Origin of the sequence: Pseudomonas sp. C32, from assembly GCF_030417915.1 — a bacterium.
In the GTDB taxonomy this organism is placed as follows: Bacteria; Pseudomonadota; Gammaproteobacteria; order Pseudomonadales; family Pseudomonadaceae; genus Aquipseudomonas.
In genome coordinates, this window is sequence record NZ_JAUHUK010000002.1 from 275857 (window position 1) to 289596 (window position 13740).

Below are 13740 nucleotides of genomic sequence, written 5' to 3' on the forward strand. Positions count from 1 at the left end.
AAGCGGTTTTCAACGCCAATGATTACGGCGCAAAAAAGCCGCGAACCAGTCGGGGCTTTTCTTTTTTCGACCTTCAGGTCAGGCCTGGATACCGCTCGTCATCATCAGAAGATGTTGATCGGGTAATCCACAAACACACGCACTTCGTTGCCACTCACGTTGTACTCGCTCGACTTCTGCGACACGCGCAAAACCGAGCTGCGCAGTTTCACGCTGAGGTCTTTGGCCGGGCCGCTTTGGACGACGTATTTGAACTGGTTGAAGATCTCGCGCTCGGTGCCGCCTTCGCTGGTGGAGGTGGTGAAGTCCAGGCCGTAGCCCAGCTGCCAGCTGCGTTCGTCTTCGGCGTTGAAGTCGGACCAGTCTAAAAATCGGAACGTTTCAATCAGGACATACTTAGCAACAATCAATCCACCCAACCGCTCAAGAACAATTAACGAAAGTAAATAACAAGCATTACCATTCGCACCCTTGAATTGACCACCCTCTCGGATGCACTTCGCAATGCCTGCCCCCTTTCGTCTTACGCCCATGACCCTTGGGCTTTCTGCCTTTCTGTCTGCCGGTTTTTCCTACGCAACAACGACCATTTTGCCTGCCACGTCGGTCAGTGCTGAAGCGGAAGCTGATGACCCGCGTGTCACGCAAACCAATACGGCGACCCGCACCAATACGCCGGTGCGCTACGTGCCTCAAGCGATCGATTCGATCAAGACTTCGAACGTCTCGGACTACGGCACCAACGATTTGGGCACTGCACTCAGCGGCATCCCCAACGTCAGCAGCGGCGCCGATACGCGATTTGACAGCTTGCGCATCCGTGGTTTCGACGCCAGCAACGACTTCTATCTCGATGGCATCCGCGACGACAGCCAATACGTGCGCGACTTGCACAACATCGAACGCATCGACGTTCTGAAAGGCCCGGCGGCCGTGTTGTATGGCCGTGGCAGCCAGGGCGGGATCGTCAACCGGGTGAGCAAGTTGCCGGAGTTCGGCCGCCGCTCGACGATCGAAGCCCAAGGTGGCAGCGAAGATCTGCGCAGCCTGTACGCCGACCTCAGTACCGACCCTTCCGAGAACATCAGCCTGCGCCTGAACATGGGCAACATGGACGAAAACAGTTTCCGCGATGGCGTGAGCGGCAATCGTCAATTGTTCGCGCCATCGATGAGCTGGCAACTGACTCCCGACCTCAACTGGTTGGTGCAGTACGAGTACAGCCGCTACAACCGGACGCCGGATCGCGGCATTCCCGGTGTGAACGGTCGCCCGGCAGACGTAGGACGCGATACGACCTACGGCAGCGAAAACGATTTCATCGACGACAAGGCGCAATCCCTGCGCTCGAAACTCACCTATGAGTTGAGCGATAACTGGCAGCTGCGTCAGACCCTGGGCGTGTTCAAGCTCAATAGCGATTTCGACAACACCTATGTCACCGGCTACGTCCCGGCCACCAACAAGGTTACGCGCCAGCACTGGCAGCAGGATTTGTCGACCCGCAACGTTTACAACAACGTTGAGCTGGAGGGTGGCTTCGATACCTTCGGCCTGGAACATCGCCTGCTCACTGGCATCGAAATCGGCAGCCAGCGCCGCGATCCGCTGTTGTACAACGCGGCCACCTCGGGCGCGGGGAGTTCGCCGGTACCACCGCTGGACCTGTACAACCCCAACCGCGACTTGCGTCATACCGGGCGCATGCAGGTGTCGAGCAACTCCCACACTGAAGTCGAAAGCCGCGCCGTGTATGTGCAGGATCAATTACGCCTCAACGATCAATGGCAATTGCTCGCCGGCCTGCGCTACGACACCTTTGATATCGAGTCGACCAACAAGCTGCGGAACATTTCCGAAGACCGTGACAGCCACAGCACCAGCCCGCGCGTAGGATTGGTCTGGACGCCGCTGCAGAATCATTCCTTCTACGCCTCCTGGTCCAAGACGTTCTCGCCGGTCGGTGGCGGCCTGATCGGTATCACCCCGGGCGCAGCCGGCAACGCCAATGACTTGAGCCCCGAGTTGACCAAGCAGAAAGAAATCGGCGTGAAGAGCGACTGGCTCGACGATCGCCTGAGCACGACGCTGGCGATCTACGAACTGGAACTCTACAACCGCCGCACCAGCGACCCGAACAATCCAACCATTACCCTGCTCTCCGGCCTGCAACGTTCCCGCGGGATCGAGCTGACCGCTGCCGGTAAAATCACCGGCAACTGGTACGTGCGCGGCGGCGTGGGTCTACAGGACGCGACCATCGAGGAAGACAACAATGGCCTGGAAGGCAAGCGCATCAACAATGTGGCCAAGCACAACGGCAGCCTGTTCCTGACCTGGAAACCGGAAATGGGCTGGTACGCCGAAACCGGTTTGACCCTGGTTGGCGACCGTTACGCGGACAACCTCAATACCACCGTGCTGCCAGGTTACGGTCGCTGGGATGCCTTGGCCGGTTTCCGTCACAAGGATTGGGATGTGCGCGCAGCACTGAACAACATCAGCGACAAGACTTACTACTCGTCGGCGACCAGTGCATTTCAGATCCAGCCGGGGGCACCGCGCAGCGTAGTGGTGACGGGCACCTACAGCTTCTGACCACAACACAAAACCTGTAGGAGCTGGCTTGCCAGCGAAAGCGCTGGGTCAATAACGTTGAAGTCGGTTGACACGACGCCTTCGCTGGCAAGCCAGCTCCTACGGGACTATTCAGGTAAAAAAAAACGCTGCCATCCCGGCAGCGCTTTTCTTTTATCAATCCGTTGTTGTGCTTCTTATCCTTCCATCACATCCCACAACGCATCCAGTTCCGCCTCGCTGAACAAATCAACGGGGTAGCGCTCGATCATCGTCCGGCGCGGATCAGTTTCACTGATCGGACGCGTTCCATTGGACTTGAACCAGTGCGCCATCATCTGGAGCGATTCACTGTTTACAGCCAGGGGATGCAACGCCTTTTCGTTCACTGCATTAACTTCGGCGTTCATTTCAGCGCTCTCTCCCAGTTGTGAGCGGCTAACTTATCCAAGGTTTATGACAGAACATCGAAGCTCTCCCCTCCCCCAGTTACAACAGCACAGATACAAGAGCTGTGCCAAGGTTTCCAAAGTATGGCCAAGTGGATACAAAAAACCCGCAGCCCTTAAGGGCTGCGGGTTCTGGGCATGGCCAGGAGGCAAATCGTTGGTTTGAGCGATCAGGTAATCCACTCAGGCTGTTACGACCTCACTCACTCCTTGTGCGGCGCGGGTTGCTGCTGGGTAAGGCAGTGAATGTTGCCGCCACCCAGTAACAGCTCACGACCCGGCACCATCACCACTTCGTGTTGCGGGAACAGGTTCTGCAAAATCTCTTTCGCCGGACCGTCCTGCGGGTCATCAAAACTCGGGGCGATGATGCCGCCGTTGACGATCAGGAAGTTCACGTAAGAACCGGCCAGACGAACCGTAGGATTACGTTCCTGAGTGCCGTCGACGGGATCGACACCGGCACATTCTTCCTCGGTTGCAAACAGCGGACCCGGAATCGGCATTTTATGCACCGTGAACGGGCGACCCTTGGCGTCGGTGCTGCTTTGCAGCACGTTCATCGCGGCCTGGCAACGCGGGTAGTTCGGATCCTGCGGATCGTCGGTCCAGGCCAGCAACACTTCACCCGGACGCACGTAGCAACAGAAGTTATCCACATGGCCGTCGGTTTCGTCGTTGAACAAGCCGTCCGGCAGCCAGATGATTTTATCCACAGCTAGATTTGCGCTCAGCATTGCTTCGATTTCCGCACGGTTCATGTGTGGATTGCGATTGCGGTTGAGCAGGCATTCTTCGGTGGTGATCAGCGTGCCTTCGCCATCGACGTGAATCGAACCGCCTTCGAGCACAAAGCCCTCGGTGCGATAGCGCTGGCTGCGTTCGATTTCAAGGATCTTGCCGCCGACCTGCGAGTCACGGTTCCACGGCGAATACAGACCGCCGTCGAAACCGCCCCAGGCATTGAAATCCCAGTTCACACCACGGACTTCGCCCGTGTTGTTGATGACGAACGTCGGGCCGGAGTCGCGGACCCAGGCGTCGTCGCTGGACATTTCCACGACGCGGATATTCGGCACGTCCAGACGTGCGCGAGCGTTTTCGTACTGGCCAGCGGAAACTCCCACGGTCACAGGTTCGAAACGCGCGATGGCCTTGGCCACTGCCACGTGGGCGGCCTGCGCCGGTTTGCCACCCAGACGCCAGTTATCCGGGCGCTCGGGCCAGATCATCCAGGCCTGGGTTTGAGGTGCCCATTCGGCTGGCATGTAGAAACCGTCGGCGCGAGGGGAGCTGTTCAACGTGGTCATGGCTCAGGACTCCAGAGTGGCATTGATGCCTGACAGAAATGGAAAGCGCATTGGGACACGCCGTGGACAATGGCGACTTTATATCCGATAAATATCGGCTTTTAAAGCGTTACCCGTCAGAATTATCTCAAAGCATGTATTGAAAGCCGATAACAATCGGATTAACACCCCCGTCCCTGTAGGAGCGAGCTTGCTCGCGATGAGGCCATGTCAGTCACAGATTTGTCGACTGAAAAACCGCCATCGCGAGCAGGCTCGCTCCTACAGGGGGAAAAGTTTACAGCCCCTCTTCGAGCACCTTCGACAGCATGTCCACGAAGAAATCCACGCTTTGGCGCGAGGTGACCATCGGCGGTTTGATCTTCAACACGTTCAGGAAATCACCGGTCGGTTGCATGAAGATCCCGAGCTCACGCAGGCGATCACACAGCGCCGTGGTTTCTTCGGTGGCCGGTTCCAGGGTTTCGCGGTTGCGGATCAACTCGACGCCCAGGTAAAAACCGGACCCGTGCACCGCGCCTACCAACGGATGAATATCGATCAGTGCTTCGAGGCGCGCCTTGAAATGCCCACCGACGATTTGCGCGTTCTCCCAGAGTTTTTCTTCCTCCATCACATCCAGCACGGCCATGCCGACCTGGCAGCTGACCGGACTGCCACCAGCGGACGAGAAGAAGTAACCCTCGGCCTCCAGTGCTTCAGCGATTTCCCGGCGAGTGATCACCGCACCCAACGGCTGGCCGTTGCCCATGCCCTTGGCCATGGTGATGATGTCCGGCACCACGCCCTGCTCTTCGAAGCCCCAGAAGAAATGACCCATGCGCCCATAACCGACCTGCACTTCGTCGGCAATGCACACGCCGCCTTGCGCACGCACCCTTGCATAAACCTGTTTCAAGTATCCCGGTGGCAGCGAGATACCGCCGGCATTGCCATACACCGGCTCGCAGATGAAACCGGCCAGTTGGCGTTTTTGCTCGGCGACTTTTGCCAGGTTGTGTTCGACGCTGCGCACGTAGTCCGGTGCACTGTTCGGGCCGCGGAATTCGCCGCGATACGTGTTCGGCGCGATCACCGGATGCACCCAGTCCGGACGGCTGCTCAAGGCCTTGGGGTTGTCGGCAATCGAGGTCGACACCGCGTCCGCGCCTACCGTCCAGCCGTGATAGGCCTCCAGCACGCTGAGCATGTCGCGACCACCGCTGTAGGCCCACGCCAGACGAATCGCCAGGTCATTGGCTTCGCTACCGCTGTTGACCAGGAAAACCCGGTCCATGCCCTCGGGCGACAGTTTCAGCAAACGCTCGGAAAACTCGGCCACCGCGGCGTAGTTGAAACGCGAGTTGGTGTTGAGCAGCGACCACTGACGGCTGGCGACCGCCGCCATGCGCGGGTGTCCGTGACCCAGCACCGCGACGTTGTTGAGCATGTCGAGGTAGGAGCGGCCCTGCATGTCGATCAAATGATTGCGCCAGCCGCGTTCGATGCGCGGCGGGTCGACGTAGTAGTGTTTTTGCGTGCGGGCAAAACTGGCGTCACGCCGCGCCAGCAAGGTCTTAGCGTCGAGCTCATCTTCGGCGTCACATGCCAGCCCCAGCAGCGCCGCCGGTGACGGGCACAAGGCCTGCCAGGCGGCCGCCCGCGATGGCGTACAGAACAGCGGCGCATCAATCGACGCCCCTCGGCACAACTGCACAATCAACGGGCCGCTGACCGAACCCAGCACCTGGCCTTTGACCAGGGCTGCGCCGCTGTGCAGCGATGGCGTCACCCCCCACAACCGCACACTCAGTTGCGGGCCGTCCAATTGCAGCACGCCGGTCGACAGTTGGTGCACCACGCCGGCAAACGGCGATTCGACCGCTGTGCCCTGGGGGACGCGCAATTCGACGTGCAACGGGAACGTCTCGGGCTCCGTCGCAACGTCCGGTCGGGTCCGGGACAAACGGTATTGCCCGTAGCGACTGGCCGCCAGCCCATGGGCTGCCACCGCGTCATCCAGCAGGCGCTGATCGACGCCTTCCTGTTCCCAGTTGCCAGCCTCGAAATGCGGGCTCAACACCCCCAGATCGATCAAGGCAAACTCACGCCCCACCAGGTTCGGCAACAGCGGCGCGAAACCTTCACTGCCAATGACCGGCAGCGTCTGGCCAACCGACGAGAGAATCGCTGCTTCCATCAACGCCAGTGGCACCGATGTGGCCACGCGGAAAATTTCCCACTCGTGGATCAGATTGTCGCGGCTGTAGGTGTTGCCCGGGTCGATGCTGACTTGCTGCTCACCGCTGAGCACCAGCACCGCCGCACGAGCGACGATCAGTGGCCAGAGCGCCAGCAGTTCTTCGTGCTGAAGCGGGTTGACCGCGTGGTAAGCCTGGATCGCCGGCAAAATGCAGAACGGATCGCCTTCACCGTGATGCAGCAGCGCGGCGCAGGTCACCGACAAATCGGTGATTCGCCAGGTGCGCACCAGATCGCCGAAATCGATCACGCCTTGCAGTTGCCAGTGACGCAGCGCATCGCGCTGCCACACCACGTTGTCGTCGGTGATGTCCATGTGGATGGCCTGCACCGGCAGCTTGTCTTCCAGTGGCTGCAAATGGCTCTCGGCTTGTTCGGACGCTTCGACGATCAGCCGACGCTGGGCTTCATCCTTGATGACCGGCAGCAAGTGCGCGATCAAGGCGTGTGCGTGGCGAGCGTCCCATTGCAGCGTCCGCACCAGGCCAGGGTGATCGAAGTCCGCCAGCGCCAGGTCCATCTCGCCACACAGGCGACCGAAACCCGCCACCACCGCCGGGTTGAAATACTTGAGGCTCGTCAGGGGCTGGCCTTCGATGTACTCCAGCAAACGGACATGCACCGCCTGGTCGCCCACGTCCAGGGAAAGCAGGTCCGCGCCGCTTTTCGCCGGGATCACGCGCGGCACCTGCACATCGGGGTGCTCGCCCAAATGCTTGAGCCCCGCGTGCTGGGCCTGAAGCTCCAGTACCGAATAGTCGCCACGGCAGATTTTCAGGACGAAACGCCCCCGGTCGCTGTCGATGCGGAAGTTCAGATCCTGCTGGCTACCCAGGGCCTGCAACTTTCCGCTAAAGCCGTAATGTTCCTCAAGCAGCTCAAGCGCCTGCTCCGCAGACACCTGCGGGCTGGGCAAACTGGCGCGATGAATCAACGTGGCGAGCGGCATACAACGACCCCTGAAAATTTATTAGGCGCTTATATCGCCACCGCTTCGGGCGATACGCAACCCCCCACGGTCGGCACTGAGCGTTTGCAGGGCCGTTTTCTCGCGCAGACGGTGCCCGCAAGCCTAGGCATAATGCGCCTGTACCCACAGGCGCTCGATGCTCATGACTCCGACCCTTCCCCCCAGACCCCGTTGGCGCAGCCTGGCCCTGCTGGCACTGTGCCTGGCACCGCTGCTCTGGCCGTTGCAGCATCTGGCGGAACGCTACTACCGCAGCGAATTGGCCAGTCAGAACCGTCAGACCCTCGACCTCTACGTCGCCAACCTGCTGGGCACCCTGCACCGCTATGAAGTGTTGCCGCAGATCCTCGGCGACCTGCCGGCCCTGCGCGCCGTGCTCGGTGCACCGGACGACGGCGTCACCCAGGGCAACGCCAACCGCCTGTTGAAGAACATCAGCGCCCAGACCGGTGCCGAAGTCATGTACCTGATGGACGCCAGCGGTAAAACCCTGGCCGCCTCCAATTGGGACAAACACGACAGTTTCGTCGGGCGCAATTTTTCTTTCCGGCCGTACTTCAGCGAAGCCATGGCCGGGCGGCTCGGACGGTTTTTCGGTTTGGGCACCACCTCCGCCAAGCGCGGTTATTTCTTCGCGGCGGGCGTGCGCGATGGCGAGAAAATCGTCGGCGTGTTGGTGGTCAAGGTAGACCTGGACCACACCGAAAGCCTGTGGGGTAAAACCCCGGAACAGCTGCTGCTGACGGACCATAACGGCGTGGTGATTCTGACGTCACGCCCGGAGTGGCGATTCCGTTCGACGCGCCCGTTGAGCGAAGCAGAAAACAAAGCCATCACCGCGATTCAGCCTTATCCAACCCGCGACCCGAAGCCGCTGGAGCTCAATCCCGATGCCTGGCTGACTCAAACCCAACCCATCGCCGAAACGGGCTGGAACGTCAGCATTCTTGCCCCGCGCACCCTGATCGACCGGCCGGTACGCACGGTGGTCGCCATCGGCGGCGCAGCGCTGCTGGTTGCGATGTTGCTGCTTGGCCTGATGATGCAGCGCCGTCGCCATTACCTCGAACGCATCGCCTTCGAAGCCAAGGCCCGTCGCGAGCTGGAAGGCCGGGTCGCCGAACGCACCAGCGATCTCGAAGGCCTCAACCGTCGTCTGAAACAGGAAGTGCTGGAGCGCGAACAGGCTCAGCAGGAACTGGTCCGCGCCCAGGATGATCTGGTGCAGGCCGGCAAACTATCAGCGCTGGGGACCATGTCGGCGAGCATCAGCCACGAACTCAATCAGCCACTGGCCGCCATCCGCAGTTACGCGGAAAACGCCGAAGTGCTGCTGGACCACCAGCGCACCGATGACGCCCGTGGCAACCTCAAGCTGATCAGCGAATTGACCGGGCGCATGGCCTCGATCATTGCCCATTTGCGTGCCTTTGCCCGGCGCGATCGCCACGCTCCGGAAAGTGTCGCCCTGCAACCGGCGCTGGACGATGCGCTGGCCTTGCTGGCCAAACGCCGACGCAGCATGGAAGTGGAATTGATCCGCGACTTGCCCGCCGCGACGCTTTGGGTCGAGGCCGGGGAAACCCGTCTGCGCCAGGTGCTCGGCAATCTGCTGGCCAACGCTCTGGACGCACTGACCGAAAAAGGTCCGCCGCGCAAACTCTGGCTGAGTGCCCAATCCACAGCCGAAGGCGTCAACCTGTACATTCGCGACAACGGCCCCGGTTTTTGCATGGAAGCCCTTGGTCGCGCCAGCGAGCCCTTCTACACCACCAAGACCCGTACTCAGGGGCTTGGATTGGGCCTGGCGATTTGCGAGACCCTGATGCGCGCCTTCGGCGGTGAACTGTCGTTCGCCAACCACAAGGAAGGCGGCGCGCTGATTACCCTGAAGCTACGCGCAGGCGCGCCGGGTGTGAGCCTGCAACCGTCCGAGGACCGAAGTGCATGACCATCGACAACCGTATCCAGGTCGTGTTGATCGACGACGATCCCCATCTGCGCCAGGCCCTGAGCCAGACGCTGGATCTGGCCGGCCTGAAAATTCTGCCGCTGGCCGAAGCCAAAGGTTTGGCCGGGCAGCTTGAGCGCGACTGGCCGGGCGTGGTGGTGAGCGATATCCGCATGCCGGGGATGGACGGTCTCGAATTGCTGACTGAACTGCATGCCCAGGACCCCGACCTGCCGGTGTTGCTGATCACTGGTCACGGTGACGTGCCGCTGGCAGTGCAGGCCATGCGCGCCGGGGCTTACGACTTTCTGGAAAAACCCTTCGCCAGCGACGCTCTGCTCGACAGCGTGCGCCGTGCCCTGGCCCTGCGCCGACTGGTGCTGGACAACCGCAGCCTGCGGCTGGCCCTGAGTGATCGCAATGAGTTGAGCACGCGCCTGGTCGGGCAATCCGCCTCAATGTTGCGCCTGCGCGAGCAAATCGGCGCACTCGCGGCGACCAAGGCTGATGTGCTGATCCTCGGCGAAACCGGGGCCGGTAAAGAAGTCGTGGCCCGAGCGCTGCACGACTTGTCCAACCGGCGCAACGGTCCGTTCGTGGCGATCAATGCCGGGGCGCTGGCCGAGTCCGTGGTCGAAAGCGAGCTGTTCGGTCACGAACCCGGCGCCTTTACCGGCGCGCAAAAACGCCGCATCGGCAAGTTCGAGTTCGCCAATGGCGGCACGCTGTTCCTGGATGAAATCGAAAGCATGAGCCTGGATGTTCAAGTGAAGTTGCTGCGCTTGCTGCAAGAACGCGTGGTCGAGCGCTTGGGGGGCAATCAACTGATCCCGCTGGATATCCGCATCATCGCCGCGACCAAGGAAGACCTGCGCCAGGCGGCCGATCAGGGTCGCTTCCGCGCCGACTTGTATTACCGCCTGAACGTCGCACCGCTGCGCATTCCGCCGCTGCGTGAGCGGGGTGAAGATGCGTTGGTGATGTTCCAGCATTTTGCCGATGAGGCCAGCGCCCGCCACGGCTTGCCACCCCATGAACTGCAACCCGGTCAGCGTGCGCTGTTGCTGCGCCACACCTGGCCCGGCAATGTTCGCGAACTGCAAAATGCCGCTGAACGTTTTGCCCTGGGTCTGGAATTGGCGCTGGACAACACTGAGCCGCAGTGTGGCCTCGGCACGGCGATAGACGTCGTCAGTGGCGGGTTGAGCGAGCAAGTGGAAAACTTCGAAAAAACCCTGATCGCTGCTGAACTGGCACGTTCCCACAGCTCAGTGCGCAGCGTCGCCGAAGCCCTCGGCATTCCGCGCAAGACCCTGCACGACAAACTGCGCAAGCACGGCTTGAGTTTCGCCGACAGTGGCGCAAGTCCCCAACCCGACGACCTCGATTGAGTGGCCGTCCAGTCATCCATTTCAAACAAGAGGTCAGTGAATGAGCCGCGACAGTCGTCAACTCGAATCCGTCCTGCATCACGACATTCCCCTCACCCGGGAGATGGGCCTCACGGTGCTCGACTGGCATGACCAGCAACTGCGCCTGCGCTTGCCGTTGGAGGCCAACGTCAACCACAAGAGCACCATGTTTGGCGGCAGCCTGTATTGCGGCGCCGTCCTGGCCGGTTGGGGCTGGTTGCACCTGCGTCTGAAAGAAGAAGGCATTACGGACGGGCACATCGTGATTCAGGAAGGGCAGATCAGCTACCCGCTACCGGTGACGGGCGATGCCAACGCCATTTGCCAGGCGCCGGACCCGGTCGTGTGGAAGAAGTTTTTGACCACCTTCCAGCGATACAGCCGAGCGCGGTTGACGTTGAACACTCGGGTGGTCAATGAGGGCAGCGATGAGGTGGCGGTGAGGTTTGTCGGGCAGTACGTGTTGCACCGCTGAACCTGAGGATGCAAAACCCTGTGGCGAGGGAGCTTGCTCCCGCTCGGCTGCGCAGCAGTCGAAAAATGTTGGGGCCGCTTCGCGACCCAGCGGGAGCAAGCTCCCTCGCCACAACAGGTGTCGATCTCAGGACCGCGCGAGCGCCAGCAACTGCTCCCGCCATGCCGCCTTCGCCGGCAAGGCCAGGAAGAATTCATTCAACAGCGACTCCCGCGCCGGATAGCAGAACGGTTCGCCGCTCAGATCCAGCACTTCCCCGCCCGCCCCTTCCAGCACGCCTTGTGCGGCAGCGGTATCCCACTGCGAAGTCGGTGCCAGGCGCGGATAGCAATCCGCCGCGCCTTCGGCCAACAGGCAGAATTTCAGCGAGCTGCCGATATTCGCCAATTGCAATTCGCCAAGGCTGGCGCTCAACCCGACCAGCAAACGCTCCTGCTCCGGGCTGGAATGACGACGACTGGCAACCACAGTGAACGCTTCACCAGGCGCTAAAACATCACGCACCTGAATCGCCACTGGCGTGCCGCCCTTGTCGCCACGCCACGCACCGAGCCCGGCACCGCCGACATAAAAACGACCGTTGGTCGGCATCGAGACCACGCCAAACACCACGCGACCGTTTTCAATCAGGGCAATGTTGACGGTGAATTCTTCGCTGCCGCTGATGAATTCCTTGGTGCCATCCAGCGGGTCGACCAACCACCAGCGCTGCCATCCGGCGCGGACGCTTTGGGGGATGTTGGCGTCTTCTTCCGACAGCACCGGAATGCTCGGGTCGAGTGCGGTCAGGCCCGCGAGAATCAGGTGGTGGGCTGCCAGATCCGCCGCGGTCACCGGGGAGTCATCCGACTTGGCGGTGACGGCCGTGCCCGTGCGCCAGAACGGCAGGATCGCATCGCCCGCCTGCAACGCCAGCTCAACAATCGGCGCCATCAATGGATGAGAAAAGTTCGTCACTGAAACGCTCCACGCTGGGTCAAGAGGTCACGGGCCAGGTACAGCGCCGCCAAGGCACGGCCTTCGGTAAATTGCGGATTCTGCGCCAAGGCCGACAACTCGCGCAGGTTGACCTTGCTCACGCCCATCGGCTCGGGTTCGTCACCCTCCAGGCGCTCTTCGTACAGATCGGTGGCCAACACCACTTGAATTTTCTGGCTCATGTAGCCGGGGGACAATGACAACTCGGTCAAGTGCTCAAGCTGACGCGCGCCGAAACCGGCCTCTTCCTTGAGTTCACGTTCAGCCGCCGCCAGCACGTCTTCGCCCGGCTCGATCAAGCCCTTGGGCAGGGACATCTCATATTCATCGGTACCGCCGCAGTATTCCTCGACCAATACCGCATGTTCGGCATCCAGCATCGCCACGATCATCACTGCGCCGTACCCGGCCCCCTTGCCGACAAGGCGCTCATACGTGCGCTCCACGCCGTTGGAAAAGCGCAGCTTCAGCTCTTCCACGCAGAACAATCGACTGGTGGCGACAATTTCGCGGGCGAGTATGGTGGGTTTCTGGCGCATGCAAAGCTCCTTGGCGTGAACGCGGTACTATAACGCGGCTTTCCCGATTGTTTACGCCAGAAATCTTTCTACCGCCCGAGAAGTTGCCATGCCTTCACTACCCTGGTCCGACATCGATACCGTTCTGCTGGACATGGACGGCACGTTGCTGGACCTGCATTTCGATAACCATTTCTGGCTCGAACATTTGCCCCAACGCTATGCAGAGTTACACAGCGTCAGCCGGGCCATGGCTGAACTGGAGTTGCAGCCATTGTTCGAACGCAATGCCGGCCAGTTGCAGTGGTACTGCCTGGATTTCTGGAGTGCCGAACTGAAATTACCCGTGCGCGACCTGAAACTGGAAACCGCCCATCTGATCGCCCTGCGCCCGGACGCAGACATTTTTCTCGCCGCGATCAAGCAGGCCGGCAAACGCGTGGTGCTGATCACCAACGCCCATCGTGATTCGCTGTCGTTGAAGCTGGAAAAAATCGAGCTGGCACCGTACTTCGAGCGCCTGATCAGCTCCCACGATTACGGCTTCCCCAAAGAAAACCCACAGTTCTGGGACGCCTTGCAAGCCGACATCGATTTCGACCCGGCGCGCAGCCTGTTTATCGACGACACCCTGCCGATTCTGCGCAGTGCACGGGATTTTGGTGTGGCGCATTTGCTGGCCGTACGCGAACCCGACAGCCGCAAAGGGCCGAAGGACACCGCAGAGTTTGCGGCGGTTGAGGATTATCGGGATTTGATTGCAGGGCTGTAGACCTGACACGGTCAATGTGGCGAGGGAGCTTGCTCCCGCTCGGCTGCGCAGCAGTCGCCATTCAGCTGATGCGATCTATCAGAGAGA

10 protein-coding genes and 1 pseudogene are annotated in these 13740 nt (G+C 60.7%); 5 read left to right on the plus strand and 6 right to left on the minus strand.

Annotated features, from left to right (window positions below):
* Positions 1 to 104: 104 nt before the first annotated feature.
* Positions 105 to 362: pseudogene (locus QYH43_RS03515) on the minus strand (OprD family outer membrane porin); the annotation flags it as partial.
* 142 nt (positions 363 to 504) lie between these two features.
* Between QYH43_RS03515 and QYH43_RS03520 the strand changes: the two are divergent.
* Positions 505 to 2598: a TonB-dependent siderophore receptor gene (locus QYH43_RS03520; protein ID WP_301156315.1), complete on the plus strand. Its 2094-nt coding sequence runs from the start codon at positions 505 to 507 to the stop codon at positions 2596 to 2598.
* A 176-nt stretch (positions 2599 to 2774) separates the two neighbouring features.
* On the opposite strand, the gene QYH43_RS03525 is transcribed toward QYH43_RS03520, so the two are convergent.
* The 3 genes from QYH43_RS03525 to QYH43_RS03535 form a co-directional block, all read right to left on the minus strand.
* A complete protein-coding gene (locus QYH43_RS03525; protein ID WP_095058252.1) occupies positions 2775 to 2987 on the minus strand; it encodes a hypothetical protein in 213 nt (70 codons plus the stop codon).
* Positions 2988 to 3229: 242 nt separating this feature from the next.
* Positions 3230 to 4336, minus strand: a complete 1107-nt coding sequence (aguA, locus tag QYH43_RS03530; RefSeq protein ID WP_301156317.1) for an agmatine deiminase — start codon at positions 4334 to 4336, stop codon at positions 3230 to 3232.
* Positions 4337 to 4613: 277 nt separating this feature from the next.
* Positions 4614 to 7526 (minus strand): aminotransferase, encoded by a 2913-nt coding sequence (locus QYH43_RS03535; RefSeq protein ID WP_301156318.1) that lies wholly within the window; start codon positions 7524 to 7526, stop codon positions 4614 to 4616.
* Between the two features lie 163 nt (positions 7527 to 7689).
* On the opposite strand from QYH43_RS03535, the gene QYH43_RS03540 reads away from it, so the two are divergent.
* The 3 genes from QYH43_RS03540 to QYH43_RS03550 are packed head-to-tail and all read left to right on the plus strand — an operon-like array spanning position 7690 to position 11385.
* A complete protein-coding gene (locus QYH43_RS03540) occupies positions 7690 to 9498 on the plus strand; it encodes an ATP-binding protein (RefSeq protein ID WP_095151787.1) in 1809 nt (602 codons plus the stop codon).
* Positions 9495 to 10889: a sigma-54 dependent transcriptional regulator gene (locus QYH43_RS03545; RefSeq protein WP_301156320.1), complete on the plus strand. Its 1395-nt coding sequence runs from the start codon at positions 9495 to 9497 to the stop codon at positions 10887 to 10889. The genes QYH43_RS03540 and QYH43_RS03545 overlap by 4 nt, the downstream gene beginning before the upstream one ends.
* Before the next feature lie 40 nt (positions 10890 to 10929).
* Complete coding sequence (locus tag QYH43_RS03550; protein ID WP_301156321.1) at positions 10930 to 11385, plus strand: YiiD C-terminal domain-containing protein; 456 nt, start codon at positions 10930 to 10932, stop codon at positions 11383 to 11385.
* Between the two features lie 126 nt (positions 11386 to 11511).
* Here the strand turns inward: QYH43_RS03550 and cysQ are convergent, their stop codons facing one another.
* Both cysQ and nudE read right to left on the minus strand, forming a co-directional pair.
* Complete coding sequence (gene cysQ, locus QYH43_RS03555) at positions 11512 to 12318, minus strand: 3'(2'),5'-bisphosphate nucleotidase CysQ (protein WP_301156390.1); 807 nt, start codon at positions 12316 to 12318, stop codon at positions 11512 to 11514.
* A gap of 20 nt (positions 12319 to 12338) precedes the next feature.
* A complete protein-coding gene (nudE, locus tag QYH43_RS03560) occupies positions 12339 to 12902 on the minus strand; it encodes an ADP compounds hydrolase NudE (RefSeq protein WP_095058246.1) in 564 nt (187 codons plus the stop codon).
* Between the two features lie 88 nt (positions 12903 to 12990).
* Here nudE and yrfG point away from each other — a divergent pair, with 88 nt between their 5' ends.
* Positions 12991 to 13653, plus strand: coding sequence for a GMP/IMP nucleotidase (gene yrfG, locus QYH43_RS03565; RefSeq protein WP_301156323.1), 663 nt, complete (start codon positions 12991 to 12993; stop codon positions 13651 to 13653).
* The last annotated feature ends 87 nt before the right edge of the window (positions 13654 to 13740 follow it).

Coding starts and splice junctions, on each gene's coding strand:
- aguA (WP_301156317.1), bottom strand. CDS start 4,336: ATGACCACGTTGAACAGCTCCCCTCGCGCCGACGGTTTCTACATGCCA.
- QYH43_RS03545 (WP_301156320.1), top strand. CDS start 9,495: ATGACCATCGACAACCGTATCCAGGTCGTGTTGATCGACGACGATCCC.
- cysQ (WP_301156390.1), bottom strand. CDS start 12,318: ATGGCGCCGATTGTTGAGCTGGCGTTGCAGGCGGGCGATGCGATCCTG.
- nudE (WP_095058246.1), bottom strand. CDS start 12,902: ATGCGCCAGAAACCCACCATACTCGCCCGCGAAATTGTCGCCACCAGT.
- QYH43_RS03550 (WP_301156321.1), top strand. CDS start 10,930: ATGAGCCGCGACAGTCGTCAACTCGAATCCGTCCTGCATCACGACATT.
- yrfG (WP_301156323.1), top strand. CDS start 12,991: ATGCCTTCACTACCCTGGTCCGACATCGATACCGTTCTGCTGGACATG.
- QYH43_RS03540 (WP_095151787.1), top strand. CDS start 7,690: ATGACTCCGACCCTTCCCCCCAGACCCCGTTGGCGCAGCCTGGCCCTG.
- QYH43_RS03520 (WP_301156315.1), top strand. CDS start 505: ATGCCTGCCCCCTTTCGTCTTACGCCCATGACCCTTGGGCTTTCTGCC.
- QYH43_RS03525 (WP_095058252.1), bottom strand. CDS start 2,987: ATGAACGCCGAAGTTAATGCAGTGAACGAAAAGGCGTTGCATCCCCTG.
- QYH43_RS03535 (WP_301156318.1), bottom strand. CDS start 7,526: ATGCCGCTCGCCACGTTGATTCATCGCGCCAGTTTGCCCAGCCCGCAG.